Origin of the sequence: Yeguia hominis (assembly GCF_014384705.1) — a bacterium.
In the GTDB taxonomy this organism is placed as follows: Bacteria; Bacillota; Clostridia; order Oscillospirales; family Acutalibacteraceae; genus Yeguia; species Yeguia hominis.
On record NZ_JACRSN010000021.1, the window covers coordinates 1 to 26009 of the forward strand.

At 45.9% G+C, this 26009-nt stretch carries 27 protein-coding genes and 1 pseudogene; 11 read left to right on the forward strand and 17 right to left on the reverse strand.

What is annotated here, in order from left to right; translation table 11 throughout:
- Positions 1–562 (forward strand): IS256 family transposase (locus IAG03_RS11950; RefSeq protein WP_249320263.1); only part of this gene is annotated, 562 nt, incomplete at its 5' end.
- Positions 563–700: 138 nt separating this feature from the next.
- On the opposite strand, the gene IAG03_RS11955 is transcribed toward IAG03_RS11950, so the two are convergent.
- Complete coding sequence (locus IAG03_RS11955) at positions 701–1180, reverse strand: DDE-type integrase/transposase/recombinase (RefSeq protein ID WP_249320264.1); 480 nt, start codon at positions 1178–1180, stop codon at positions 701–703.
- Between the two features lie 222 nt (positions 1181–1402).
- Between IAG03_RS11955 and IAG03_RS11960 the strand changes: the two genes are divergently transcribed.
- The 7 genes and pseudogenes from IAG03_RS11960 to IAG03_RS11990 form a co-directional block, all read left to right on the forward strand.
- Positions 1403–2155, forward strand: a complete 753-nt coding sequence (locus IAG03_RS11960; protein WP_249320265.1) for an N-acetylmuramoyl-L-alanine amidase — start codon at positions 1403–1405, stop codon at positions 2153–2155.
- Between the two features lie 226 nt (positions 2156–2381).
- On the forward strand, positions 2382–3767 hold the full coding sequence (radA, locus tag IAG03_RS11965) for a DNA repair protein RadA (protein WP_249320266.1): 1386 nt from the start codon (positions 2382–2384) through the stop codon (positions 3765–3767).
- 333 nt (positions 3768–4100) lie between these two features.
- The gene (locus IAG03_RS11970; RefSeq protein WP_249320267.1) at positions 4101–5006 is read left to right on the forward strand and encodes an efflux RND transporter periplasmic adaptor subunit; all 906 of its coding nucleotides are present in this window, start codon (positions 4101–4103) and stop codon (positions 5004–5006) included.
- A complete protein-coding gene (locus IAG03_RS11975) occupies positions 4978–6201 on the forward strand; it encodes an ABC transporter permease (RefSeq protein WP_249320268.1) in 1224 nt (407 codons plus the stop codon). The genes IAG03_RS11970 and IAG03_RS11975 overlap by 29 nt, the downstream gene beginning before the upstream one ends.
- A gap of 1163 nt (positions 6202–7364) precedes the next feature.
- Positions 7365–8345 carry a tyrosine recombinase XerC gene (locus IAG03_RS11980; RefSeq protein WP_249320269.1) on the forward strand — a complete coding sequence of 327 codons (981 nt, stop codon included), beginning with the start codon at positions 7365–7367 and terminating at the stop codon, positions 8343–8345.
- A 17-nt stretch (positions 8346–8362) separates the two neighbouring features.
- Positions 8363–9547, forward strand: coding sequence for a sporulation integral membrane protein YtvI (gene ytvI / locus IAG03_RS11985; RefSeq protein WP_249320270.1), 1185 nt, complete (start codon positions 8363–8365; stop codon positions 9545–9547).
- Between the two features lie 215 nt (positions 9548–9762).
- Positions 9763–10047 (forward strand): annotated as a pseudogene (locus IAG03_RS11990) (transposase); the annotation flags it as partial.
- Positions 10048–10385: 338 nt separating this feature from the next.
- On the opposite strand, the gene IAG03_RS11995 reads toward IAG03_RS11990, so the two are convergent.
- Both IAG03_RS11995 and IAG03_RS12000 read right to left on the reverse strand, forming a co-directional pair.
- A complete protein-coding gene (locus IAG03_RS11995; protein WP_249320271.1) occupies positions 10386–10820 on the reverse strand; it encodes a cytidine deaminase family protein in 435 nt (144 codons plus the stop codon).
- 340 nt (positions 10821–11160) lie between these two features.
- Positions 11161–11445 carry a hypothetical protein gene (locus tag IAG03_RS12000; protein ID WP_249320272.1) on the reverse strand — a complete coding sequence of 95 codons (285 nt, stop codon included), beginning with the start codon at positions 11443–11445 and terminating at the stop codon, positions 11161–11163.
- A 242-nt stretch (positions 11446–11687) separates the two neighbouring features.
- Here IAG03_RS12000 and IAG03_RS12005 point away from each other — a divergent pair, with 242 nt between their 5' ends.
- A complete protein-coding gene (locus tag IAG03_RS12005; protein WP_249320273.1) occupies positions 11688–12071 on the forward strand; it encodes a helix-turn-helix domain-containing protein in 384 nt (127 codons plus the stop codon).
- A gap of 232 nt (positions 12072–12303) precedes the next feature.
- Here the strand turns inward: IAG03_RS12005 and IAG03_RS12010 are convergent, their stop codons facing one another.
- The 3 genes from IAG03_RS12010 to IAG03_RS12020 all read right to left on the reverse strand — a co-directional run bounded on the left by IAG03_RS12010 (position 12304) and on the right by IAG03_RS12020 (position 14684).
- Positions 12304–12570: a hypothetical protein gene (locus IAG03_RS12010; RefSeq protein ID WP_249320274.1), complete on the reverse strand. Its 267-nt coding sequence runs from the start codon at positions 12568–12570 to the stop codon at positions 12304–12306.
- A 94-nt stretch (positions 12571–12664) separates the two neighbouring features.
- Positions 12665–13861, reverse strand: a complete 1197-nt coding sequence (locus tag IAG03_RS12015; protein WP_249320275.1) for an MFS transporter — start codon at positions 13859–13861, stop codon at positions 12665–12667.
- Positions 13862–14042: 181 nt separating this feature from the next.
- Positions 14043–14684, reverse strand: a complete 642-nt coding sequence (locus IAG03_RS12020) for a helix-turn-helix domain-containing protein (protein WP_346726144.1) — start codon at positions 14682–14684, stop codon at positions 14043–14045.
- A gap of 309 nt (positions 14685–14993) precedes the next feature.
- On the opposite strand from IAG03_RS12020, the gene IAG03_RS12025 reads away from it, so the two are divergent.
- On the forward strand, positions 14994–15164 hold the full coding sequence (locus tag IAG03_RS12025) for a hypothetical protein (RefSeq protein ID WP_249320277.1): 171 nt from the start codon (positions 14994–14996) through the stop codon (positions 15162–15164).
- 341 nt (positions 15165–15505) lie between these two features.
- Here the strand turns inward: IAG03_RS12025 and IAG03_RS12030 are convergent, their stop codons facing one another.
- The 11 genes from IAG03_RS12030 to IAG03_RS12080 all read right to left on the reverse strand — a co-directional run bounded on the left by IAG03_RS12030 (position 15506) and on the right by IAG03_RS12080 (position 25356).
- Positions 15506–16498: a DUF624 domain-containing protein gene (locus IAG03_RS12030; RefSeq protein ID WP_249320278.1), complete on the reverse strand. Its 993-nt coding sequence runs from the start codon at positions 16496–16498 to the stop codon at positions 15506–15508.
- A gap of 33 nt (positions 16499–16531) precedes the next feature.
- The gene (gene xerD, locus IAG03_RS12035; protein WP_249320279.1) at positions 16532–17422 is read right to left on the reverse strand and encodes a site-specific tyrosine recombinase XerD; all 891 of its coding nucleotides are present in this window, start codon (positions 17420–17422) and stop codon (positions 16532–16534) included.
- Positions 17423–17446: 24 nt separating this feature from the next.
- Positions 17447–17656, reverse strand: coding sequence for a hypothetical protein (locus IAG03_RS14690; protein ID WP_249320280.1), 210 nt, complete (start codon positions 17654–17656; stop codon positions 17447–17449).
- A 582-nt stretch (positions 17657–18238) separates the two neighbouring features.
- Entirely contained in the window at positions 18239–19051 is an 813-nt protein-coding gene (gene proC, locus IAG03_RS12045) for a pyrroline-5-carboxylate reductase (protein ID WP_283243144.1), read from the reverse strand.
- A 307-nt stretch (positions 19052–19358) separates the two neighbouring features.
- Entirely contained in the window at positions 19359–19799 is a 441-nt protein-coding gene (locus tag IAG03_RS12050) for a TIGR04086 family membrane protein (RefSeq protein ID WP_249320282.1), read from the reverse strand.
- 64 nt (positions 19800–19863) lie between these two features.
- Positions 19864–20199 (reverse strand): preprotein translocase subunit YajC, encoded by a 336-nt coding sequence (yajC, locus tag IAG03_RS12055; RefSeq protein ID WP_249320283.1) that lies wholly within the window; start codon positions 20197–20199, stop codon positions 19864–19866.
- Between the two features lie 70 nt (positions 20200–20269).
- Entirely contained in the window at positions 20270–21400 is a 1131-nt protein-coding gene (tgt, locus tag IAG03_RS12060; RefSeq protein WP_249320284.1) for a tRNA guanosine(34) transglycosylase Tgt, read from the reverse strand.
- 280 nt (positions 21401–21680) lie between these two features.
- Complete coding sequence (locus IAG03_RS12065; RefSeq protein WP_249320285.1) at positions 21681–22031, reverse strand: cupin domain-containing protein; 351 nt, start codon at positions 22029–22031, stop codon at positions 21681–21683.
- A gap of 79 nt (positions 22032–22110) precedes the next feature.
- Positions 22111–23148: a lipid II:glycine glycyltransferase FemX gene (locus tag IAG03_RS12070; RefSeq protein WP_249320286.1), complete on the reverse strand. Its 1038-nt coding sequence runs from the start codon at positions 23146–23148 to the stop codon at positions 22111–22113.
- 145 nt (positions 23149–23293) lie between these two features.
- Positions 23294–23974, reverse strand: a complete 681-nt coding sequence (locus tag IAG03_RS12075) for a D-lyxose/D-mannose family sugar isomerase (protein WP_249320287.1) — start codon at positions 23972–23974, stop codon at positions 23294–23296.
- A 56-nt stretch (positions 23975–24030) separates the two neighbouring features.
- Complete coding sequence (locus tag IAG03_RS12080) at positions 24031–25356, reverse strand: MFS transporter (RefSeq protein WP_249320288.1); 1326 nt, start codon at positions 25354–25356, stop codon at positions 24031–24033.
- Between the two features lie 295 nt (positions 25357–25651).
- Here IAG03_RS12080 and IAG03_RS12085 point away from each other — a divergent pair, with 295 nt between their 5' ends.
- On the forward strand, positions 25652–26008 hold the full coding sequence (locus tag IAG03_RS12085; RefSeq protein WP_249320289.1) for a hypothetical protein: 357 nt from the start codon (positions 25652–25654) through the stop codon (positions 26006–26008).
- Position 26009 lies beyond the last annotated feature (1 nt).

A 26009-nucleotide genomic window follows, 5' to 3' on the forward strand; every position in this document is an offset into this window, starting at 1 on the left:
CTTCCAGTGGCTGCGCGGGCGCGGTTTGGACGGCGTAAAGCTCCTCGTCGGCGACAAGTGCATGGGGATGCTGGAGGCCGTGGGCGAAGTGTTTCCGGAGGCCAAATACCAGCGCTGCACCGTGCATTTCTACCGCAATGTCTTCTCTGTTGTGCCAAAATCAAAGGTCAAAATTGCAGCGAAAATGCTCAAGGCGATCCACGCGCAGGAGAGCAAGAAAGTCTCCCGCGAGAAGACAAGAGCTGTCGTTGCCGAGCTGAGAGCGATGAAGCTGAAGGAGGCTGCCAAGAAGGTCGAGAACGGCATTGAGGAGACGCTGACCTACTGCGATTTTCCCAGCGAGCACTGGACGCGTATCCGCACCAACAATGCGATCGAACGGCTGAACCGTGAGATCCGCCGCAGGACGCGTGTGGTGGGAACGTTCCCCGATGGGAACTCTGCGCTGATGCTGGTCTGTGCAAGGCTGCGTCATGTGGCGGAAACGCAGCGGGGCAACAAGAAGCACATGAATATGAAGCATCTGGAGGCGGCTTTGAACGACGTCCCTATTGCCGGTTGACTTCATTAAGCCGAAGTCTGCAAATAATTATGCGCATAAATCTTGACAGTACCCAAAAGGTGGATATTGAAAAAATTAAACACAAAAATCCGCAATAAATTCAAAGAAGCACGATTTTGTACGCCAATTGTAGGTTTGTCAAACAAAATGGACAGCGAACTCGGAGGGAGAGAGCCAGCGGAGTGGTCTCATGGGTAAGTTGTTAGAGCGACGATTGTGAACGGCAAGCTGCTTTGTGAAATCATCCAGAGAATAGAAAGCGTGGCAGGAGTAAAAACGTTTCTGATCCTCGCGGCGGTTGCGCTCGACCTTGCCGTTGTGGCGCGGGGTATACGGGCGAATGAGCTTGTGCCGAACGCCCAGCTCAGCGGCAGTCTTTTCAAATAGCGTCGGTAAGTCGCGATTGCTGCCAGAAAAGCGGTTCGTAAACTCGAAGCCGTTGTCCGTCTGGACACACTCCGCCTTGATGCCGCGGCGCGCATACCACACTGTCAGTCTGCGAAGGAAGTCCGCCGAGGAATAGGCAGACTGCTCCGGATAGGCGGCGAGGAAACGCAGGCGCGTGAACTCGTCAATGGCGGTGTACTGGAACAGCCGAAGCTCCGGATTCGCATGCACGAGACCATCCCATACTTTGTGTAAACAGCACGTAATTTAAAATTTTACAAGTTAAAACGTTCCATGAGACATGTTTCGGCCGACTTGCTTGGCGAGATAGCCGCAAACCATTTTGATGACCTCCTTGTGCAAGTTAATGTCATGCTCGCAGAAAAACGCATGGAACCTTAAAACAGGACATATAGATAGGAAAGAACGCTACCTAAAAAGGGGGAGAGGAGCATGCATTGCTGTATTCGCGGCAGCCGGGTTCTTTGGAGTGCGGTGGTTTTCTTGTTTGTCGGATTATGTATTCTGTTTTCGGTGCTGACTGCATTTTCTTATAAAAGGATTGCCAAAGAGGCGGGCGCGCTTTCTGCGGAGATGCCTGCGCCACGGATTGTTTTAGACGCCGGTCATGGCGGGGAGGACGGCGGAGCGGCTGCGGCTAGCGGAATGCTGGAAAAAGAGGTCAATCTTTCTATTACGCTTGTTTTGCAGAATTTATTGGAAGCATCCGGGTTTCAGGTCGTCATGACACGGGATGCAGATGTTGATTTAGGCGAAAAATCACTTTCCAGTGTCCGCGAACGGAAGGTCTCCGATCTACATAACCGGAGGAAGCTCCTCGAGGAAACACAAAATCCAATGCTGATCAGCATCCACCAAAATTTTTTTACGGAGCCGCAATATAGCGGCGCGCAAATTTTCTATTCCACGAATCTTCCGGAAAGCGAAACGCTTTCTTCCGCGATTCAAAATCGGATTGTTTCGCTGCTCCAACCGGAAAACAAGCGGGAAATCAAACCGGCGGGGGAGTCGATCTATCTTTTACGGAACGCACAGTGTCCGGCTGTCATTGTAGAATGCGGCTTTCTTTCCAATCCGGAAGAGGCAGCCAAACTTTCTGATGAAGCCTATCAGAAGCAAATGGCATTTTCCATTTACTGTGGGATTTTAGATTATTTTGCGGCTGCTGAAGCACCGCAGATGTGATGCTATATCGTAAATTAAATGGAAAGGAAAAGCAGAGCGAGCAGACTTGTTTTGAATACAAAAATTCGATATAATAAATATGTCTTCCGGAAACACATGTTTGGGGAGGAAATGTCGGTTGCTCTAGCAGTTTTCTTCCTTTGCGCGCGGTGTTTTTTCACCAAATTCGGTAATTGCGATGTTTAAATTCCGGGGAAATTGGAAAAAGAATGAAGGCGGTAATGCGATGCCTGCAAAACAGAAAACGATTTTTATTTGTTCAGAGTGCGGATTTGAGTCTCCGAAATGGTTTGGACAATGTCCTGGATGCCGGGAATGGAATACCATGGAAGAAGTCATGCAGGATGCGCCGGCCAAAAAAGGGACACTTGGCGTATCTGCTTCCGGCAGCAAAGCGCGTACGTCTGCACCGATTCGAATCTCAGAAATCAGTACAGAGTCGGAATCACGGTATCATACGGGTCTGAGTGAATTGGATCGTGTACTGGGCGGAGGCATTGTAAAGGGGTCGCTCATTCTGATCAGCGGAGATCCCGGAATCGGCAAATCGACCATCCTGCTGCAAATTTGTGAATATCTCGGAAATAGTCTCAAGCTTTTATATATCACCGGTGAGGAATCCAAACGGCAGATCCGTCTGCGTGCAGGAAGACTCGGCGTTTCCAGCCAAAATCTTTATGTGCTGGCCGAAACGGATCTGGGACATATTCTCAATGAGGTGATTGCGGAAAAGCCCGATCTGATTATGGTAGACTCGATTCAGACGATGAACCTTTCTGAGCTTTCCTCTTCGCCGGGAAGCGTTTCGCAGGTTCGGGAATGTACGAATGCCATTATGCGTGTTTCAAAGGCGATGGACATTCCGGCAATTATTGTCGGACACGTGAACAAAGAAGGGGCAATTGCCGGTCCGAAGGTATTGGAACACATTGTAGATGCGGTTCTGTATTTTGAAGGTGACCGGCAGCATACATACCGGATTCTGCGCGCAGTCAAAAATCGGTATGGTCCAACGAATGAAATCGGTGTTTTTGACATGGGAAATGACGGGTTAAAGCAGGTGGAAAATCCATCCTCTGTGATGCTTTCCGGACGTCCGGAGCATGTCAGCGGCACCTGTGTGACCTGTATTATCGAAGGAACGCGCCCATTGCTCGCGGAAATTCAGGGCCTGGCAACGACGACCAGTTTCGGAAATCCGCGAAGAATGTCTACCGGATTTGATTATAACCGCATGTCGCTCTTGCTGGCTGTTTTGGAAAAACGCGCCGGCTACTATTTCTCGAATTTAGATACCTATGTGAATGTGGTCGGCGGATTGCGGCTCGATGAACCGGCTGTCGATCTGGCGGTCGCCATGGCGCTTGTTTCCAGCTTGAAGGATACGGCCATCCGCAGCGACACGATAGTGTTCGGAGAAATTGGCCTGACCGGAGAAATCCGCACCGTCACACACGCAGAACAGCGTATCGCCGAGGCACATCGTTTGGGCTTCCGGCGTTGTATTCTTCCGTACTATAATCAAAAGGGAAGAAATTTGCCGGCGAACGACAGTTTTGAAATTATTGGTGTAAAAACGGTTCGGGAGGCCTTTGAGGCTGCCGCAGAATAGTTGGGGGAGCAGCAGCGTGTTTTAAGTCAATTTTATGCACGCATCCTCCAGTGTGATTGGTGATCAGCGTTGGCGTTTCCAAACAGCAGTACCCTTCCTTCTGGTAGACGCAATCTTCATTGCACGGAATGAACCCCACAAGCAAAAACCACCCTTCTCATAGATCCCATGGCCTTTTTTGCCGCATCAGCTTTTGCTGGTGCGGTTTTTTTCTGTCCATAGTGTGTGATTGGATGTGCGGAAATATTCGCGAGAAAAGGATCATAATTTTGATGCGCAATCATAAAATAAAGGCTGTTGAGAAATTTTAGAAAGCAGGGAGGAAAAGGGTGGATGAAAAAAGCCGTCATGCTGATCCTGGTCACGGTGTGCTGCATTTTACTGATCGGATATGCGGGTGTGTTTTACAAAAATTCAATTGTAAAGGTTGATGCTGTTACAGCTGGTTTTGCACAAGGAGTCGAGTATGTATCCTGTACAGGTAATATAGAATACACAAACGAAAAGCCAATATATGCAAAGTCTGCAACCTTAACAGATGAAGTCCTCGCCGCCAGTGGATGTACGGTGAGCAAGGGAGATGTTCTTATGCGAGGATATTCTGCGACCGGTACTTCTTCCGAACTTACGTATCTTACAGACCACTTGCTGGAGATTCAAGCGCCGGTTTCCGGAACAGTGGTTTCTGTTCGAGCGAAAGCTGGTGAATTTCTATATCCAGGAGAAAAAGCATTTGTAATTGCCAATTCTGATGAAATGCAGGTCCGTCTTTTTGTGAATGAAGCGAATATCAGCGCCGTTAAAACCGGACAAAAAACGAGAATTACCGGAAGTGGATTTCAAAACACCTACACTGGTACCGTCTCTGAAATTTCCTCGGAAGCAGTTCAAAGCGCCTCATCAGCAGGCGGCGATACAAGTGTGGAGGTATTGGTTCGGATCGATCATCCCGCAGCAGAATTAAAGCCTGGGCTCACTTCATCTGTAAAGATTATTACTTCACAAGAAAAACAGAGCTTGATTTTGCCATACGAAACCGTAAAGGCTGATGAATTTGGCAAGGAATACGTGTATACAATACAAGACGGACGTGCCGTTCAAACACCGGTGATTACCGGAAAAGAATTCAGTAATGGATTTGAAATTCTGGATGGAATTTCAGAAAAAGACCAGATTGTTCTGCAGCCGGATTTGGTTTCTGACGGAACACATGTTTTTATTTGTCAGGAGGAGCAGTGACGTGATTTTTGATCTTTTTCGCAATGCGTTTCGAAATCTGCGTCATAAAAAAGGGCGCAGTATTTTAACAATTTCTTCTGTAGCGATTGGAGCGGCTGCTGTCATTGTGATCGGAAGCATCGGAGAATGCGGCACAGCGATTTTGAGCACGGAACTTGACAATATGGGAATGGGCGGTTTTACAATTGCGGTCGATTCTGAAACCAATTCCACCGGAAAATTATTGTCAGAGGATCTGACCCTTGTCAAAAATGAAACAGATGTACAAGATGCTTCTCCAATCCTGGTATATAACGGCAATGTCTCGCATCGAGATGTGGAAGAAGATGTGTTGCTTTGGGGTGTTGATGAAACAGCGGATGATATTGTATCGATCCAGCCTTTATACGGCCGAACGCTCACAAAGTTTGATATTCAGTCCCAAAATCAGGTTTGTTTGGTGGATGCAGAAATTGCAAAAGCATTTTATTTCCGGGACAATATTGTGGGCAAAACAATCTATTTAAATTGTATGGGCACACAACAAGCATTTGAGGTGATCGGCGTTGTAAAGACCGGAGGCGGTTTACTCCAAAATCTCATTGGAAATTATGTCCCATCGTTTGTTTATGTACCGGTATCAACCCTACAGGCATTGACACAGCGAAATGATTTCGACCGAATCGCCGTAAAAGCAACCGAAAATGCGGATCCGGTTCAGGCTGGAAACCTTATTTCGCAGAAATTGGATCGCAAAAGCCAAACAACGCACGGATATATCATCACAAACCTTTCTAATCAACGTGACCAGCTCTTGAATATTTTGGAGATGGTAACGCTGGTGCTTATTGTAATCGGTGCAATTTCATTACTCGTGTCCGGACTGGGAATTATGACGGTCATGTTGGTTTCTGTCAGTGAACGTACGAAAGAAATTGGAATCAAAAAATCGATCGGCGCAAAACGATCGCGTATTTTGCAGGAGTTTTTAGCAGAAGCAATGCTGGTTACGGCGTTTGGCAGCATGGTTGGCATCTTGGTCGGAGTAGGAATTTCCTGGATTGGAGCAACTATTTTGCAAGTGCAGTTAATACCAAATTTTTCCGTTTTAATTGGGACGTTTTGGGGATCCGTTTTAATCGGAGGTGTATTTGGCGTTTATCCGGCAGCGAAAGCATCCAAATTGGATCCAGCGGTCGCGTTGCGGGAATCATAAGTTTTTATGCAATTTTTATGGCGCTGCAGATTCCGTGGCATCAGTCTGGGTACAAACCTGATAAAATAAAGAAATTTTGAAGAACGCAGGATATCGGTAGCTATAATATAAAAATAAATAGAAAGAAAAAAATCATGAGAAAACGCTCCGAATAAGCTAGCAAAAAACAATTGCGGGTTTATAGGAGCTTATTTATTTTAAGAAATTTCTTTGCGTCAATTGCGTTGATTGAAAGATTCCGAATCTTGTTTTTATGTTTTCCAACATTTTGAAGTTGAAGCCAACCGCATATGAACAATGCAAACAAAGGAAGATGAATCTGCAGGCCAATCGGGAAATGAACTTTAAAATTAGTTTTGGTCTGATACTTGATAGATAAATTAATTATCGAAGATCTGCTTGTAAACTTAATGCGCAATAAAAGCTGAGGGCGATGCTTGAAATTGCTTTATGCAAACGAAATTTGGTTTTCGAACTGATCGGCCTGAATATCCAAGATATCAGCCTTAGTCTGTGGATTGCTGTTTCGCGTCGATAGTCAAATATATATCGTAATAAAAAAGCGCACAGAGCGTAACTGGCCTCAGAAGCACGCAGAAACCCACTTTGCTAAGTCTGGCCACAGGCCCACACAGGGTTACAAAGGTCCAATTTACCAGCCGTTCGAGCGTCAGCGTGCGGAAAAATGCTTTGGGTGCTCCCTTAATTATACAAAATATTCATTTTGTATAATAGATATTAGATCATGGAGCGGTAGAATGATTATCATTGCTTGTTTATTCCGTGCTTTATTAATGATTGCTTTTTCCTTCATCATATCGTTCCTCTTTTCTTTACTTCGTACGGCAAAAGATGCGTCCGTTATAGCCGGCCTTTTACTATAAGAATTTGAATGTCGATTATCTTTGCTGCTGTATCATCTGGTATACCGATCCGCACTGCAGTCGGCCCACAAGCTGGTTCAGGTTTTGTTTCTGCATCGTTCGATCTTTCCTTACCGTCAAATGGAACACAACGATTACTCGAAGATTTGTTCTGCTATGCGTAACGCTTCCAACTGCTCAATGATCTTTTTATAACTTTATAACTGAAAATTTCTTGCATTTTCCTATGGTTTCCATTACAATCAAAGATAGAATCCACAATAAGGGGCTAATTGCCGAATGAAGCAGGATCTCTTTTCTGAAGCACCGGCCTTGGTGCGTGAATTTCTCGGTTATCAAAGCACAGTAAAAGGACGTTCTCCCAAGACAGTTACCGAATACTATCTGGATTTGCGCACTTTTTTTCGTTACTTAAAATATACCAATGGCAGCGTTTCGCCAGATACGCCGTTTCAGGAAATCTCCATTGCAGATGTGACGGAAGAAATGATCACATCCGTTACCTTAACACAAGTGTTTGAATATATGAATTTTCTGATTTCTGAGCGCGATAACCATGCTGCCTCCCGACAAAGAAAAACCTCCAGTCTTCGGATGTTCTACAAGTTTTTGACGAATCAAAAGCATCTTATGGACGTCAGCCCTCTGCAGCAGCTGGAATCCCCCAAACAGAAGAAATCGCTTCCAAAATATTTGACCTTAGAGCAAAGTCTAGAACTTCTAAATGCCATTGATGGCCCTTATAAAGAGCGCGATTATTGCATGATTACGCTCTTTTTAAACTGCGGCATGCGGCTTTCTGAGCTTGTGGGGCTAAATTTGTCTGACATTCGCAAAGACGCTACGGTGATCCGGGTTGTCGGTAAGGGCAACAAAGAACGCATTGTGTATCTAAATGATGCCTGCAAAACAGCAATTCAGCGTTATCTTGCCGTTCGACCGCATGAAGGACTCAGAGACCGTGACGCGCTGTTTATCAGCAAGCAGCGCAAACGAATCAGCCCGAAGACGGTTCAATATCTTGTTAAGAAATATCTGGGAGAAATTGATCTGAAAAGCGGCGGATATTCTGTTCATAAACTGCGCCATACTGCTGCAACCCTGATGTATCAATATGGACACGTTGACATCCGGGTGCTAAAAGACATTCTTGGCCACGAAAATTTAGGCACCACGGAAATCTATACCCATCTTTCGGACAAGCAGATGGAAAATGCTGTAAATGCAAGTCCGCTGGCAAAAGTCAAATCAAAAAAATAAAGGGAATGTTGCCAATCATGGAACCGCAAATGCGCACCCAAAAGCGCCGTACATTTATTATCAACTGCATCTATTTTGCCTTGATTTTTGGAATTGTTTTTTTGTTCTTTCGGTATGCTATTCATTTAGTCATGCCGTTTGTGATTGCGCTATTGATTTCGTTGCTGGTAAAACCACTGATTAATTTGATTCACACAAAAACCAAAATCAACCGAAATCTGATTTCCATTTTGACCGTTCTTCTGTTCTATGGAACCGTCGGTGTTTTAGCCGTCCTTCTTGTGATTAAGCTTTTCGATTCCGCAAAAGATCTTTTACTGCAGCTGCCCTCTTTTTATACAAAAAATCTGGAGCCTTCGCTAAATGAATTTTTTAATGCATTGGAAAATTCCGTAAAGCGTGTTGATCCCAGTCTGGTAACCGCTGTGGATTCTATTTTTGAAAATCTCAGCAAATCTCTCGGTGACGCGGTTTCAAGTGTTTCCATGAAGCTGGTCGGCAGCATCACAAAATATGCGACCTCTGTCCCCGGCATTCTGATCAATATTTTGATTACCATTATTTCCACATTTTTTATCACAACGGATTACTATGTTATCACCAGCTTTCTCTCGAATCAAATTCCGGAAAAGACCAGAAACTTTCTGTTTTCTGTCAAGCGGCAGCTTGGAAAAACACTCGGAAAATACATTCGTTCCTATGCCCTGGTTTTGCTGATTACCTTTTCAGAACTCTTTATCGGGCTATCGATTATCCGTATTTCCAATGCGCTTTTGATTGCCGCTGTGATTGCATTTTTTGATATTCTTCCGATTATCGGCAGCGGCCTGTTTTTGATTCCATGGTCTGTTATTAGCCTCGTACAAGGAGAATACCTCACTGCATTGGGACTCATTCTGCTCTACATTGTCATTACGATTATCCGGAATATTATAGAGCCCAAAATTGTCGGTACACAGGTCGGACTGCATCCGATTGTGACGCTGGTCAGCATGATTGTTGGCGCAGGATTGTTCGGTGGATTTGGACTTGTCGGTCTTCCGGTGACCATTGCGCTGATTAAAAACCTGGATGATGAAGGGATCATTCATGTGTTAAAACGTCCGCCTCTCTCCCCTTCTGCAGACGCTGCAGACATTCTGGATGAAAAAGAACACACGGCAGAAGAAAACCCGCAAACGACGGATCCGCCATCTTGCTAAATAAAAAATGAACCGCAGTCCCGGGGGTATCGGGCTGCGGTTTTTTGAGCAAATGAAAGCACGGATGATTGCTTGCATTGGATACCGATGAAGAACGGAGAATGATAAGGTAAGATAAGCTGCGCAAATTGAAACGAGCCAAAAAGAAGACATCGCTTGCAGGCTCTGGCAGAATGAAGTCACAGCACAAATATTCTGAAAGGAGACAGCAAACGATGTCCGAGAAAATTGTACAGCTAAATGAGGAACTAATCAAGGGGCAGATCAAGGAATTGGTCCGAAGCAGCGTGGAAGAAACCCTGAACGAGCTGCTGGAAAAAGAGGCATAGTCCCTGACGCAGGCGGCCCGCTGCGAGCGCAGCGAGGCTCGTCAGGGCTATCGCAGCGGCCGCTATGACCGGAACCTCACCACGACCTCCGGCAATGTCACGCTCCATATGCCGCGGCTCAAGGGCGTGTCCTTCGAGACGGCCATCATCGAGCGGTATCGCCGCCGGGAACATATGTATGGACAATGATGAATTGATGAATTGCCGGCATCTTTGTACGCTGTTTCTTATATTTTTCTTTCGGTTCACATTTAAGTAAGAGAAACGGAACGCTAGGTGGCTATAAAAGCTCCTCTGCGGAGCTTCTTGCAGTTGCAGCCCGGTGAGTGGGAAGCGCTGGTAAAGCGTCTGCAGGAGGCAAGCGTTTTTGAATAAATAGTTTGCCATCTACCATTTCGTTTGAAACATCAATTTATCTCTGCCAATGATTGATATTTTTTCTCATTTCTGCTATCATCAATATGGAAGAATTCCCTTTTAATATTGGAAATCATCAAAATCGCGCATTTTCAATCGTTCTGCGCTGCTGCAGCTCGCTCTTCTCCCCACCATTTTGGAAGAAGCTCCCGCAGCGTGATGGTTTCCCGCGCCGCATAATCAACCATGATTTCAAGATCGGCGTTTGCAGCGTTTAGCTGATAAAAGAATTCTCGGCATGCACCGCAAGGCATGCCGCTGCCGCCGCCGTAAGGCGCACGATCCCGAAAGGCGATCAGTCTTTTGACTTTGGTTTGTCCGCTCAGCAGGTACATTTTGAGTGCAGCAACGCGTTCCGCACATAGATCTAAAACCCCGCTGCAGCTTTCGATGCAAAATCCCGTATAAATTTCACTGTTTTCGCTTTCGAGCGCGCAGACCACATGATGTGCCTCGATAAAAGGGCTAACACTTTCCGGGTGATATTCTTCTTTTGCCATCAAATATAGCTTTTTCCAAATATCCATGCATAACCACTTCATTCTTTTTATGCCAAGCAATAGATTTTTTGCCTGAAAAAAGCAAAATTATCCCGGAGACTCCCTTGTCTTTTACCATTTACAGTATTATAATAATAATATAATAACATGTCAAATCTCCTGTAGTCCCAACTCAATTTGGTTATGCGGACTATCCGGACTTTAAACACGACATTTCCATGCATGCACAACATGATTTGGCTTCTGGTTTTTATATGAATGTCTTTGCGATGTTTGCTACCGCGATAATATAATAAAATCAGAAGCACCCAATATTCCGAACTTTTCAGATCGGATATTGGGTGAAACTTTTTTATTGGACTCAGATTCAGACAATTGTGAATGTAGCACCCATGTCACGAAGGACATCATACCAAGAACCAATTCCAATGCTGTTTTCACAAATGTATTTCAAAAATGATGCGGCTTTCTCAAAAGATGTTGAGGAACATACACATGCTTCTGAACAGGTATCAGATTTGTCTTCTTGTTGCACTGAAAGATGGATTCCGTTCGGAAGCGCTTTTGCAGAGTACGTTACTGTCCTGCGTTCCTGAAAGCCCTCAATTTCGGAATACTGATTGACAAACGTGCATGCTTGTAACTGCTGCATGATTTTTCATCCTTTCCATATTGTATGTGTTTTGGCCTACATCGCAATATTTTGTTTTTGTTTTTTACAATTTTATTTTAGAGAGACATCAAAGTTTTGTAAATACGCAGATCTGAAATTCGCTTGCAACCATGCAATTTTTGTCTCCAAATTTGCAAATATGCATTCAAATTCAACAAATTTGACAAAAAGCCCGCAAAAGGACTTGTTATAGAGGTAAAAAAGGAGAGAGTGACCGATTTATGAAAGCGGAAGATTTAAAAAAGCTAAAGCTCGAAAGGAATCTGACAACCAAGCAGATTTCGGAATTGAGCGGAATTCCGGAAAGCACCATCAGCAGGATTCTTTCCGGGCAGACTGACAATCCTAGCTTCGATACGATCAGTGCAATTGTAAAAGCAATGGGAGGCTCGCTCGACCAGATGACCGGATTACATGCGGCATCCGACAATAACGACACAACCGCTGATTTATCTCCGCTCATCACGCTGTATGAGCGAGTCGTTGCGGAGAAAAATCGGTATATCAAATTGCTAGTTACCATTTCCTGCGTTTTGGTTGGAATCTTGGTTTTCATTTTGCTTTTTGATATCACAAATGGCGCTGTCGGTTTTATCCGATATTGATTCGCTGTTTTGCAGGCAGAAAAACGCATAGAAAAAGAAGAAGTCCTTCTGATCGAAAAAATGCATCAGAAGGACTTCTTTTATTGGTTAAGAAGCGTTCAAAATAAAATTGCGCATAGAACCCCACGCTGCAAAGATGCATGACAGTGAAGCTTTCAGATTAAAAAAGGTCGACTCTCCCCTGGCTTCTATGCACCTTACAGAATGACAAAGAGAATAGATAGGATTCCGTTTACTGATCCCGGTCCTTTTTTCGCAAACCAGCAAAGATCGCAAGATTGATTGCAGCAATTGCAGAAAACACACCTGACGCGCAATGAAACCGATGCACGCGCTGCAAACGAGCGACCTCGCAAAATGGCGCCGCACCGCTGTCCCCATCTGAACCGGGCAAAAAGGCACCTTCGTTTTCCCGTTCCGACAGCAATTTCATGATGATTCCGCCCAGCGCTGCAATCACGGCAATCAGAAAATAGGTTGACCGCTTGGTTCTGCTCATAAACGACGCGCTCCTTTTTCATTTCTTTTTCTTTTAGTATACCATGAAAAAGATGGTTTTCATAGCATCAATTTTCTCTTCCAAACCAGACAGCTCAATGTTCCGAAAAATGGCCTCTTCTGCGCGCTTCGCGCACCTCACCGCAAAAGGAATTCGGCATAGAGCTTCGCCATTTCTGAAATAGAATCCAGCCGAACAGACAAATCAGGCCGCCGAATCCGAACGCATAAGAAAGATTCCATGCGGCAATTGCGCCAAAGCACAAATTTGTCAGGATTCCGATACTGTCCATAACCATCGCGTGAATGCTCAGCGCGGTCGCACGGTTTTCCGACTGAATCTGGCGGTTCTGCAATTCAGTCTGCAGCGGACGAAAAAGGCTGTTTGCTGCGCGGAGCATCAGAATTCCTGAAACAGACGGGACAGCGGACTTCGCAAACGATTCTGTAATACATGCGAAAACAGCTCCCCCACAAAGCAAAGAGAGCGTGCGCCGAATTCCAATCCTTTTGGTAAGCGCAGATGACCAGACACTGCACAACCCTAAAACAGTGGTTAGGATATAGAGGATACCGATTGTGCGATCCGGCATTCCGCAGTGTGTAAATTGAACCTGGCTTAAAAACACCGTGATGGTCTGGTGCGCTTCTGATAAACATGCAGCCGCAATCAGGAAAAACAAAATCTGACGGTTTCCAAGGGTACTCTGAACCGTTTTCCGAAAGAATTCCGGTTTTGTACGAGTAGGATCCGGGGATTTGACCTCTTTCAGGAAGAGCGACAATCCTGCGGCGGCGCCATAACTAAGGATGGTCAAAAACGCCGCGAAGGAATATCGTTCCTGAATCCAACCCGAAAAAACACCGGCCGCAAGTAACAACCCGCACATCCCCATTGCGTTGTAAATTCCAAATACCCTTTGGCTGTCCTTTCCACGACAGGAAAGATACAACATGCTGGAATCCACACCGGAAAGACCGGTCATCACAATGCTCAGAAGGATCCGTTCCAACAGAAATCCCAGAAAACTCGTCGCCCGCCAAAAGATGATTTTGGAAACCAAGTCGAGACCGCAGCACAAAATCATAGTTTTGCGGTATCCAATTCGATCGGAAAGCATTCCCCATGGAAGCTCTAACACAATACACAAAGCCAGTGAAACGCTTTCGATGATTGTAATCTGAAAGAGTGAAACGCCTTGTGCCTGCCGGTAACGCGTTGCAACCGGCGCATAAAAAACCATGCCCTGAAAAAGTGCAATGGCATACATCAGTGCAATATTTCGTTTCACAAATATGATCCTTTCTAAATAAACATACGACAAACAGACGTGATCATGCCACGCCTGTTTTATGCTGTGTTTTCTGTATGTTTGTTTAAATTGGACGATTCATGAAAAATGCCACGCTTTCTAGAAATCAATGATTTGTAATCGCAAGTTTTCTTGCGGTATATGTTTGAGAAAGGACTGTTCAGAACCAGTCGGTACATCTCCGCAGTCGGTTGGCTGTACACATGAAAACGTTCGCGTGTGTTTCCAATTTCGATTTTCGATTCGCTGCCAGATAGGCGCGATGTTCGTCCGGCGCTGGATTACTTGCGAGAAAAAGCTTCAAAGTCGCAAACAAGCGTTCCGCTCCGATGTAGTAGCGAATCCACCCTACAGAACCTAACGTTAAATCCATCACCAAAAACACTACCAAAAAAGCGGCCAAAATACAAACAATCGTAAATAGGCGCATTTTATCCTTTTTCAGGGACTGCATAAATTGTTCCGAAGAATTTTGAAGAGCGGCGATCCGTTTTTCGTAAGATTCCCGCAGCAGGATTAACGCCGAAAGCTCTGAATCTTCCTCCTTAGGCGGATCTTCGTCTATGGTACCGCTCAGCATCGCGTCCAGAGAGCCGCCCATTGCAGAAACGATCAGGGAAATGGTTTCCAAACGCGGATCAGCTGTTTCGCCGCTGAAAATTTTTCGGATGGTTGAATCCGGAAGTTTTGTGATTGCAGATAAATCAGACCAGGACATTCCGGTGTGTTCCTTGCATGCCGCAAGGTATTTTCGAATCAGATCCAGCGTTTCAACCATATTTCGCCAATCATATCCCTGCATTTTATAATTATTTACCAGACATTACCATGGAATCTCAAATAATACCAATTCTTTTTTGACAGAAAACCTGTTACGCTATAAGCGGACAGGAGATCACCACCAAAACAACCACGAAATGAATCCGTCATCCACTTCCAAAAAACCGAAAGAATCGATCCTTGTTTTTGTTATGACATACAATAATTGCCACGTCAAGACCGAACAACGAAAAATGCAAGAATTTGCCACACGCTCCTGCCCTTTTTAAAAGCGTGCATACAAGTTCAAGTGAAGTGACAAAAGAACCACCGGCGAGGAAAGGAGAAAACCATGAACATTTTTGCGCAATTTTTTGACGAGTACGCTTCTACGGTCCTTTACACGGCGTTGACGGCAATCATTGGAGGAGTCGGTGTCATTTTCAAACAACAGTATGAAGAAACGGTCCGTGCAGTTTCGGAGACATTAGCCGGAAAAGGGCTTTACATTGCAGAGGTTTGAAACGATGCTTCGAATCGAAGCAGAACAAATTGAGGAACGAAAAGGTGCATAAAGCGGTAAAATCAAAGGCGGCCTCCCACCCCATTCCGTTTACGGGACAAAATCGGTGAACTTATCTATATGTGTCGACACATGGCCAAATCATGGATTCGTACGCTGAACGTTCTGAATGCTTGCCCGCGCAGCGTTGGATTTGTCGAAAAAATAAAAATTGCGGAACCAACACATTTACGCCCACTCAAAAAATCCGCCGGATCAACCGGCGGATTTTTCATGCATGAAATTCCGTTTTGGGTCAAATGCCAGGATTTTTGTCCTGTACAGATTTCCTCTCGCATCCCTTATTGCCGGTCGTCAAAAACCTGTGTGCCCTCTGCTTCCTCTCTGCGAATCAGCTTTCCGTTCACATAGACAAATTCAGACTGCTTCGGCTCAAGCGCATTGCGTTCGAGCGAATTCTCCTCTTCGGATGCTGCATCCGTATCTTTTTCCGGCTGATCCTTCTCAAGATACGGCTTTAAGAGATATTTTTCGATCAGCGGATAGACGACAAAGTTCACGGTATACATCGCCGTCGAAAACCCGAGAAGCAGGAAAAACAGCACAAGGAGAATCACGAGCAGCAGCATGATTGGAGAAATAAACACCGCATAAAACGCAAATGCTGCAAAAACAATCAATAGCAGAAAATTGCGCCATAAACCAAGGACTGCAAAAATAAATCCGTTCTTATAAATCTCACGGAATTTGAGTTCAAATGTAATGGCCATAACCGGAATGTAAAACTGCGCAAACAAAAACAGAAGCGCAAATAAAATGCTGATGGCAAACGGAATGATCATTACCTTATTGGTGCTGAGCATCGCCGAATAAAACCGAAGCGCGATGGAGAGAATGAAATAGCACAGATAGGTAATCACGCCGTTTAACAGGAAGAACTTCCAGTTGCCTTTTACAGCATCCTTAAAATCCGAAAAAACAAAGGCGTGCTCTTCGCGGACATAGTTTCTGGTAACATATGCGAGTCCCGGAACAAACGGAGACAACAAAATCAGCGGAAGCGGCATGACATACCATTTCCACAAATCAACAGAGATGGTGTTTTCTCCGACAGGCAAATTGACTGGGAACGATCCCAAATAAAGAAACACCATCATTACCGCAACCACCAGCGCAGGAACCAGGAAAATCAAATTCAGCTGAATCAGTTTCCAGAATTTCCGGAAGTAAAGCTGAAAAAATCGGATAAACGGTGGCTTCTGCGGCTCGTCCTTGCTGACGCCAGGCCCTTCCTTTGTATAATTGGCACCGAAAATCCCGCTAAAAAATCCCAAATTAAAACACTCCTTTGGTTGGTTTTCCGTCATTCACCCGATTTTGGCACGAGGATGACAATTATTATACACTTCTTTGAAATGATTGTCCAGAAGTTGTACATAAATCTGTGTTGAGGAAATATCTGCATGCCCCATCATCAGCTGAATGTCCTTTAAATCTGCACCATTTTCCAGCAAATGCAGCGCAAACGAATGCCGAAGCGTATGCGGCGTAATTTCCTTTACAATTTTGGCGGCTTCAGAATACCCTTTAACAATTTTCCAGAACCCCTGACGGGTCAGACGCGTTCCGTTCAGGTTGATAAAGAGCGCGTTTCCGCCTTCGGGTGTAATCATCAGATTGCGAACACGGTAGATGTAATCGGATACAGCAGAAATCGCCGCTGCATAAACCGGAACCGCGCGTTCCGATTTTCCGCCTCTGCAAAACAACAATCCGCGGCTAAGGTTGATGTCCTGGATATTCAGGTCGATCAGTTCTGAAACCCGGATTCCGGTCGCATAAAGCAATTCAAGCATCGCCTTGTCCCGACAGCCTTTGGCGTCTTTAATATCGGGTTGCGCCAAAAGCTGTTCGATTTCCTGCCCGGTAAGGATTTGCGGGAGTTTTTTCGGCGCCTTATCGAGCTTAAGCAGCTTTGCCGGATTGGAGTCCGTCTCTCCCCGTTCGATCAAAAACTGATAAAAACAACGGATGGAGGCAACATTCCGCGTAATGGTGGAAGCAGAACGGCCCGATTCCTTTAGCGTATCGATATAGTCCTCCAGCGCCTTTGGCGTAACCGCCTGCGGCGTGCATACCTGCGTGTCCAAGTAAGCAAGATACTGCCCAATATCATGCAGATATGAATCGAGCGTATTTTTGGAAACTTTTTTTGCCTGAGAAAGATATTGCTCAAATTCTGCGTAATACTCTTTCATGTGTTTCTACATCTCCTGTTTTTATCAAAAAGAAAACATCCCCGAAAAGCACAATGTCGTTAATGCGTCGATAGCAGCCGCTGCAAGTGCTAATAATAAAAACCGACAAAACCGCGTAAAATATCGGGAAAAAGCGATTGGCTCCGATTGTTTTTCATTCTTATGAAGAAAATGGCCGGTCAGATTTCTGGAAAAATGCGATCCTTCTTTTGCCGCATAAAGAATCGCCATCATTCCCAGATATGCGCCCGGAAGGATGACCAAAAGCTGAAACAAAACGCCTTTTAGCCCATAAGTGACCAAAAGGTACCCGGAAACCAGCCCAAATCCGAACCCGCGAAAAAACGGAACAACCGGAATCAGGGCGGTGCCCCAGAGGGAAAGGCCCAAAAGAAAACATGCCAATAAAAAAAGAAAAGATGAGGCAGCCGAAGCAATCAAAACAGCAGGAACCGATCCGTGAAAACGGCATTGCATACTGCTGAAAAACAAAAAATCCAGGCGTTCCAAAAGGGCAGCATCTGCATGCTTTGAAAACGATGCACCCCAAATTAAGCCGGCACAAAGGAAGCAGGTCTGCAATAAAATCGCGGCATGTTCCCGAATAAACTGCAAAACAGCAGTTCCAAATGGCAGATTTCCAAGCCGAAATGAACCGGAAGAAGGGCGACTCTGTTTAGGCAGCCGTGGAAATCCGTGAAACGTAGAAATTCGCATATGCATACATCCTTATCGAAGCAATTCTATCAATATGTATGCAAGGAAAAGAGAAACATGCCTTTCCCATACAAACCGTATGGAAAATTCACCAATCGATTATTTGCCGATTTCCCCAGCTCTGCGCGTACAGGCGTCCATAGCCTCTGCAACCAGTTGGGAAAAATCATGCTGATAAAACACATCGAGGGCGGCAAGCGTCGTTCCACCGGGAGAAGAAACCATACGAATGAGTTCTTCCGGCGTATGGCCGCTGTCTGTCAGCATCGCAGCACTGCCCTTTAAGGTCTGACAGAAAAGCGGCAGGGAAACAGACGGATCAATCCCCTGTGAGGCGGCATAGTCGACAGCAGCCTTTGCGAAAAGATAAATATAAGCGGGACTGCTTCCATTGACGGAGATCACAGCGTTCATCTGTGCTTCATCGATCACATGGACCATTCCGCAGGAGGAAAAAATGCCGTGAACAAGATCAAACATCGAATCCGGTACGTTCGCGGTCTTACACAGCGCCGTGGCGCCCTGTCCGATAAGGAGCGGTGTATTGGGCATCGCCCGGATAACCGGACAATCGACGCCAAGTGTCTGCTGAATATAAGAAGTGGAGATTCCAGCAGCGATGGAAGTAAATATCTTTACACCCAAATCAATACCAGATATACGGATGGAAGAAAGAAGCTCTTCCATGTTTTGCGGTTTTACAGCCAGAAAGATCATATCACAGGATTCTGTCAACTGTATCGGATCAGATTCCGCCGTGATTCCCTTCTCTTGAAACGCTGCGCATTTCTCTTCAGAAATATCGTATATATGGATACTGGATTTCGGGAAAATATCCGCAGATAAAATTCCATTGATAATTGCGCTTGCCATATTGCCGGCACCTAAAAAACCTAGCTGAATTCTAGACATCTTTCACCATCACTCTTCCAAAAAGCAGTACCCATACTATAATACTTTTTTGGGGTTTTCGCAAGGGAAATCCGCAAAGAAATTCATTTTTATGCAAATGCAGTAAAAGGCTCTATGAAATATTATGTAATCTACCAATAATTATGTAAATTAAAATACAGGGCGTATAATTGTATAAATACACACACGCTGCACACAAAGCTGCTTGCGTTATACTGTAAAAGCATCTGCCTTTACAGATCGCTTTTGTGCAAAAAAAGCCGCTTTATCCGGTGCTCTCCTCTTCCCCGGTATAAAACGGCTGTTCTTATTTTCTGCGCCGCGGTTTTCCGACCGCGTGCCGTTTGGGTTTTCGATTTACTGCCAGAATCCCGCCAATTGTTCCGCTGAGAAGCAAAATCATAATTTTGGTCAACGCACCAATTGTGAGCATTTCCCCCAATATGGCAATACTGCAGATCAGCCAAATTACTGCTAATACGCCACCAGATAATCCGCCATATAGAATACCGCGCTCTTTTGCAAGTTTTGCCGAAACACTGCCGGCGACAAAACCGCTTCCGGCAAGCAAAACCAGCATGATGCCATGAATCAGATTTCCCGGAAGCTTTCCGGATGCCGCAAAGCCTGCCGCACATGCAGTCATCAGTGCTGCACATAAAAAGGCGCCGGCTAGCGCGCCGATCATAACCGATCGGATGGCTGCTCCCGAAACCCGTTTCCCAACTCCGATTCGATTTTCTTTCACAAAAAAATCCCCCTCGCACCTATTTGTTTCATAGGTATGCGAAGGGGATAATATCTATGACAGCTTATTCTGCGTCATCGTGAACGGTTTCGACGCTTCCAATTGCCCAGCGCTTAATTTGCAGCTTGCTGCGATCAGAGCCTGTTTCAATCACAATCGTGTTTTCGTCTTTGATGCCAACAATTCGTCCGCAAATGCCGCCGATCGTGGTGATCACGTCGCCGATTTCTGCATTTTTGCGCATGGCTTCTTCTTTTTTCTTCCGCTTATTCTGCGGACGGAAAAAGATAAAGTAAAGGATCGCAAAAAATACAACATAAATTCCGATCATGATAAACATGGATCCGCCGCCGCCCTCTTGGGTTGCCGCTGCAGAAGTTAAAGGTAAAACATGGTTCATGATGACAAACACACCTCCATAATAATCTTAAATATTATAGCAAAAAATCCGCAAAAACGCAAGAGAAATCTCAAATTCTCTTTCCAATTACGGAAACATTTTCCTCGTAAAATGCATCAAACCGGTCCTCATCCAGCGCATCCCGGATTTTCTTCATCAAATTGTTATAGAAATACAAGTTGTGCAGAACACTTAGACGCATAGCGAGCATTTCTCCGCTCTTAAACAGATGATGCACATAAGCGCGCGAAAATGAACGGCAGACCGGACAGTCACAGTTCGGATCCAGCGGAGACAAATCACGCTCATATTTGGCGTTCATCAGATTGCGGCATCCCTCGGAAGTAAAGATATGTCCGTGACGCGCGTTCCGGCTCGGCATCACGCAGTCAAAAATGTCCACACCGCGTTTTACAGCCTCCAGAATGTTGACAGGCGTTCCCACGCCCATCAGGTACCGAATTTTATCCTGCGGCATCTCCGGCTCAACTGCCTCGATAATCTGGTACATTTCTTCTGCGCTCTCCCCAACCGCCAATCCGCCGATTGCATAGCCGTCCAGATTTAGCTTGCGGATTTCCCGCATATGCTGAACGCGCAGATCCGCAAAGGTGCAGCCCTGGTTGATTCCCCAAAGCATCTGTTTGGGGTTAATGGTATCCGGCAGCGCGCGCAGACGCTCCATTTCCTCCCGGCAGCGATACAGCCAGCGCAGCGTCCGTTCACAAGATTTTGCCGCATAGTCATACTCTGCGGGATTCTCGACACATTCATCAAAGGCCATGGCAATCGTGGATCCGAGGTTTGACTGAATCCGCATGCTTTCTTCCGGACCCATGAAAATTCGATGCCCATCGATATGGGAAGCAAATGTGACGCCTTCCTCTTTAATATCCCGCAGTTTTGCAAGAGAAAACACCTGGAATCCGCCGCTATCCGTTAAGATCGGACCGTCCCATTTCGTAAATGCATGCAACCCGCCGAGCGCCTTTACGGTCTCGTCACCTGGCCGCAGATGCAGATGATACGTGTTGCAAAGCTGCACCTGGCAGCCGATTTCCTTTAAATCCAGGGCGGATACCGCGCCTTTAATGGCACCACAGGTGGCAACATTCATGAACGCCGGCGTCTCAATCGTTCCGTGGCAGGTAACAAATTGTCCGCGGCGTGCGTTTCCGCATTGCTTTTTCAGTCGATACATGGGCTAAAAATCCTTTCCCGCAACCGTGCTTTTTCGCAGGCATTGCCAGCAAAAAGACGCATGGATATTTTCTTTTTAACGCAGTCCAAAGACGGTTCTGCTTACGTTTCTGCCGAATTTCCCGGAGACTGTTCTGTGGGCGGCGGCAGGCAAAAAAGCATTGCCATTATTATAATATAATTTTGAAAAACCTTCAAGCATTCTCACATCCGTAAACAAAATTCCGTACAAAAAAAGGAACCTAGATACACAAGTGTCCAGGTTCCTTTTTGCTCTGGAATTAATCGTTTTTCACAATACATGCAAGGAAGCGAAGCGTTTTGTCGGAACGGTTTGCGATTGCATGCGCTTCTCCGTCATAGCAGACGCAAACATCTCCGCATTGAACCGTGCGCGCGGTGCCATTGTCATCGAGAACACCTTGTCCCTCCAAAATATAAAAGATTTCGCTTTCACCTTCATGAACATGGCGTCCGATGGAACAGCCCGGTTCAATAGTTAGCTCAGAAAACAGGCGATAGTGTACCGGCAGTTTAGAAGTCTCCATAAAGGCATCCAAACGAACCGTGCCGTCTCCCCCGCGCATATTGGTTTTGACTTCTGTCCGTTTTTGATCCGCATGAAACAGCAAAGAAAATCCCTCTCTTTCCATTGTACAGTGTGGTTATATTCTAACACAAGAGTGGCATTCGTGCAAGGAAAGGATGCGGTTACCGCAGACAGCAAAGCGTTCTGCGCACCTGATTGACGGTTTTTTTGGCCTTTTCCGAAAAGGTACAGAAAAACTCTCCGGCATACGTCACGATTTCGCCATTGAAGCCTCTTTTAAACTGGTAGACACCATAATTTTGGTGTGTCGGGTCATCGTAAAACGGAATTCCCTGAAAATCATACCAGGCACATCCGGACTGAATTGCCCAACGGATCATTTCCCATTGCATCAGGTAATTCGGCATCAAATTCCGTTTATGATTCGAGGAGGCGCCGTAAACATAGCAGGTTTTACCCGCAAATTGTATGGAAATCGCGCCCGAAAGCGGTTCTCCGTCCGCATCAAAACAGAGGAAGAGTCGGCAGTGATCCCCGAGCGATTCCATCATCCTGCGGAAATACCGCTCTTTGCGTACACAGAAATGATCCCGTTTGCCGGTTTCCTGCATCATACGATAAAAATCATGCAGACGTTCCGGACCGCATACGCGGCAGGTTACGCCTTTGCGTTCCGCAAGCCGAATTTTGTACCGCCACTTGCTGTGAAAGGAGGCTAACACCTCCTCCTCGGTTTTCCCTGCAATGGAAAGCATGTAGTTCTGCCGAACCTGAATGGTCGCAAGCTCCGGTGCATGTGCAGAAAAAGAAAATCCAAAGGAGCGCAGAATTGCAATGTGCTTTTCATCTTCTTCCCGGATAAACGGATCCATTCGGAATTCATAGGCATGATACTTTTCGGCAAGCTTCCGGATCCCCTTAAACAGTTCGCGCAGTGCGGCTGTATCGTCGAAATCGCATACAGGCCCGTGCGGCGCATACAAAAAAGAAACACCGAGCAGCGGAATCGTGCGAATTAAAACCAGCACCGTACCGTTCAAGCGGCCGTCTTTTCCTCTTGCAAGCACTGCCTCGTGCCGCCAATTCTTTTTGACGCCGGTCCAGCGCAAGGACTGCGTAAATCCGCCGTTTGGATGTGCATCCACAAACGCTTCATACTCTGCGCAGGCGGCCTTATCCCCCATATTTAAAAACTCCATGCTAACAAATCCTTTCAAAAGGTCCCACAGTTCCCTTTTAGTGTATGGAATTTGTCCGCATGGAGTCTCTATTAAACTGCAAAAAAAATGCAAAAATTACGATATTACCCGGTCGAAAAGCTTGTTTGCGCCTGATACGGCAAATTTATTTTGCCGCAGGATATTCGTTACACAACAGATAGAGCGGCGCTTCGTTTTCTTCAATTTTCGGAAAACGTCCCATCGGCTCATAAAAACGGTTATCCGTGTTGTCGTCGTTGACCATCGAGACCTCGCCGATCAGCGTCTTTCCGTGCCCTTCTTCGGCCCAGAATGCATGATACTGGTGCGGAGGCAGCGTGATGCTCTGACCCGGCAGCAGACGAAGGATTGTACCGGCTTCCACAACAGAGACAACGCCATCCAAAGTGATCTGCACCGGCGTATCTGCGAGTCCTTCGTTCTCGTCCGAATTCCAAACCTGAATCATCAAAATTCCGCCGCCGCGGTTGATGATATCTTCCATTTTGTTCCAGTGGAAGTGGTTGGTGCAGAGCTGTCCGGGATTGGAAATGAGCAGCTTTTCCGCATAAGGCTTGCGGTACTTCGGGTTATTCAGGTTGCCGTTCCGGATTGTAAACAGAAAGAGACCGACTTTTTCATAATTGCCGAGGCCGTAATCTGTAATGTCCCAGCCGAGCATGTTATCGCGAATTTCATCGCATTCGTGTCCCTTTTCCTTCCACTCTTCCGGCGTCCAATACGCAAACGGCGGCAAAGAAAAATGCATCTCCTTAATAAAGGCGATGTTTTCCCGAAGGATTGCATTGATTTCTGAACGTTTCATTTTTTCGACTCCTAACCCCAAAAATTCATCTATACAAATGATAGATTTCAAATTCATCACACGGAGCGCAGTGTTCCGTCGCGTTTCATATTGCGGTAACGCCGCCAGAATACGAGCATTGCCGCAGTCCGCACAAGCAGAATCAAGAGGAAAGTCAAGAAGATGGCCTGATGATCCGAGCCGAGCGCAATGTAAATCTGAACGCCCAGATAGGGCATCAGGCTGTTGCTCAAGGTCACCGCAATCGTATAAAGACTGATAATCATGGCGCGGTTGCGTTTTGGAGAAAAGTTGAGCAGCATCTGTACCGCGCAAATATTGATCGCCGTCTGCGGAATCGTCGAAAGATTCACCAGAACCATCAGAAGCAGCATTCTGCAGGAAGCCGGCATCAGCAATGTCAGCGCAACCGAAAAGGAACTGCCAACGAGTCCCGATATCGCAAAAATAAAGGTAAAATAGACGCTCTTCCTGCCGTTGAGCCGGGACCAGAATCCCAGAGATAACAGCTGGACAATGCAGCTGATCGAGCACCAATACCCCAGCTCCACCTCCGTGTAGCCGCAGTACTGAACCTGCATGATGTAAATAACACTCCAATCCAGATGCCAGCCGAAATAGAAAAGCATCATGGCGAGAAAAAAGGATAAAAACCGCTTGTCTGCGACCATCTGCCGCAAAACGGAGCCGACATCCTGCACTGAAAACTTTTTCATTTCTGCAAGCAGCTCCGGTGAACGTTCGCCATCCCGAATTTTAAAAATAGCAATTGCCTGCAAAATCATCATGCCGCCGCACAGATAATAAAAGATTCGCAGGACAAGAAGTTTCTCTTCCGGAAGTTCAGCCGGAGACATGGCCAAACTGCAAATCAGCGGCGTAATCGTTCCGGCGAACATCATAAAGCGGTTGCGGAACGTGTAAACCAGATTACGCGCATGCGGATGAACCGTATCTCCGAAAAACGTTTGCCACTGCGCGTTGTAGGTTTGCAGCGTGCTGACCGTCATGCCCAGAAAAATAAAGAAAAACAGCATTCGATGCTTCCCGAAAACCGGCACGGTCGCATACCCGATATACATCAATCCCAAAAAGAGCAAGAGCGTCACCAAAACCGGTTTAGAAGACTTCATCCGGTTGGTGATCACGCCGATCGGCAAAAGCGAAAGCACGGTAATCATATTCGGGATCGTCTGGATCAGGCCGATCTGAGAATCTGTCGCGCCCAGATTCGTCGCATAGAGATTGTTCCCATAGTTATTCACAGATGTTGCAAACTGCAAAAAGATGCCTTCAATTCCGAACAGCAGCATCATCCCGCCCATATCGTTCGTGGCAAAGGACCGCAGCCGTTTGAGATAAGCATGAAAAGAAAATTTCATATCAGACGCCCTCGATACATTCAAGTCTCATTTTGGTCCTTTCGCGTGTGGAGATATGGAACGTGGAGAAACATCATAATCTTATGCTATAAACGGGCTTCTGTCAATGGGAGAAAAACAAAAAAATATTTTATTTTTCAACGCGAAAAACATTGCAAATTTCTGCAGGAATTCTTACAAAATCCTTACGAATTTCTAAATTTTTGCATTTCTTTTGCATTTTTCAGGGTACTTGCTGTCGGTTGCCATGCGAAAATAAACATATCATCAGGCGAAAGGAAAGGAAGCATGCTCTATGAAACAACTGCACCCGGTTCAAACGCTCAAAAATTTATTGCCGGAACTTGGATTCACCGCGCTAATCTGCGGCGCCAGCATGCTCTTCTGTTTCCTCTTTTTGGGTTCGCCGTCTGCAGAAACACAAGTTCCCTCTTCTGATGGTACCAGACAGGAACTCTTTTTGGAAACCGCTGCGCCTGACCTGCAAATCCGCTGCGAAGTTCGTTCCAGAGAATCCTATCAGCATTTACTGAAACCCTTCCGCAATTCTTACAGCAGCTGTGCTTCCAAAGTTTTGGAAGGTACGGATGAAGCGGTACAAATCCGGTCTTATTCGGAAACGAACATCGTTCTTGTTCCGGTCGAGAGATAAT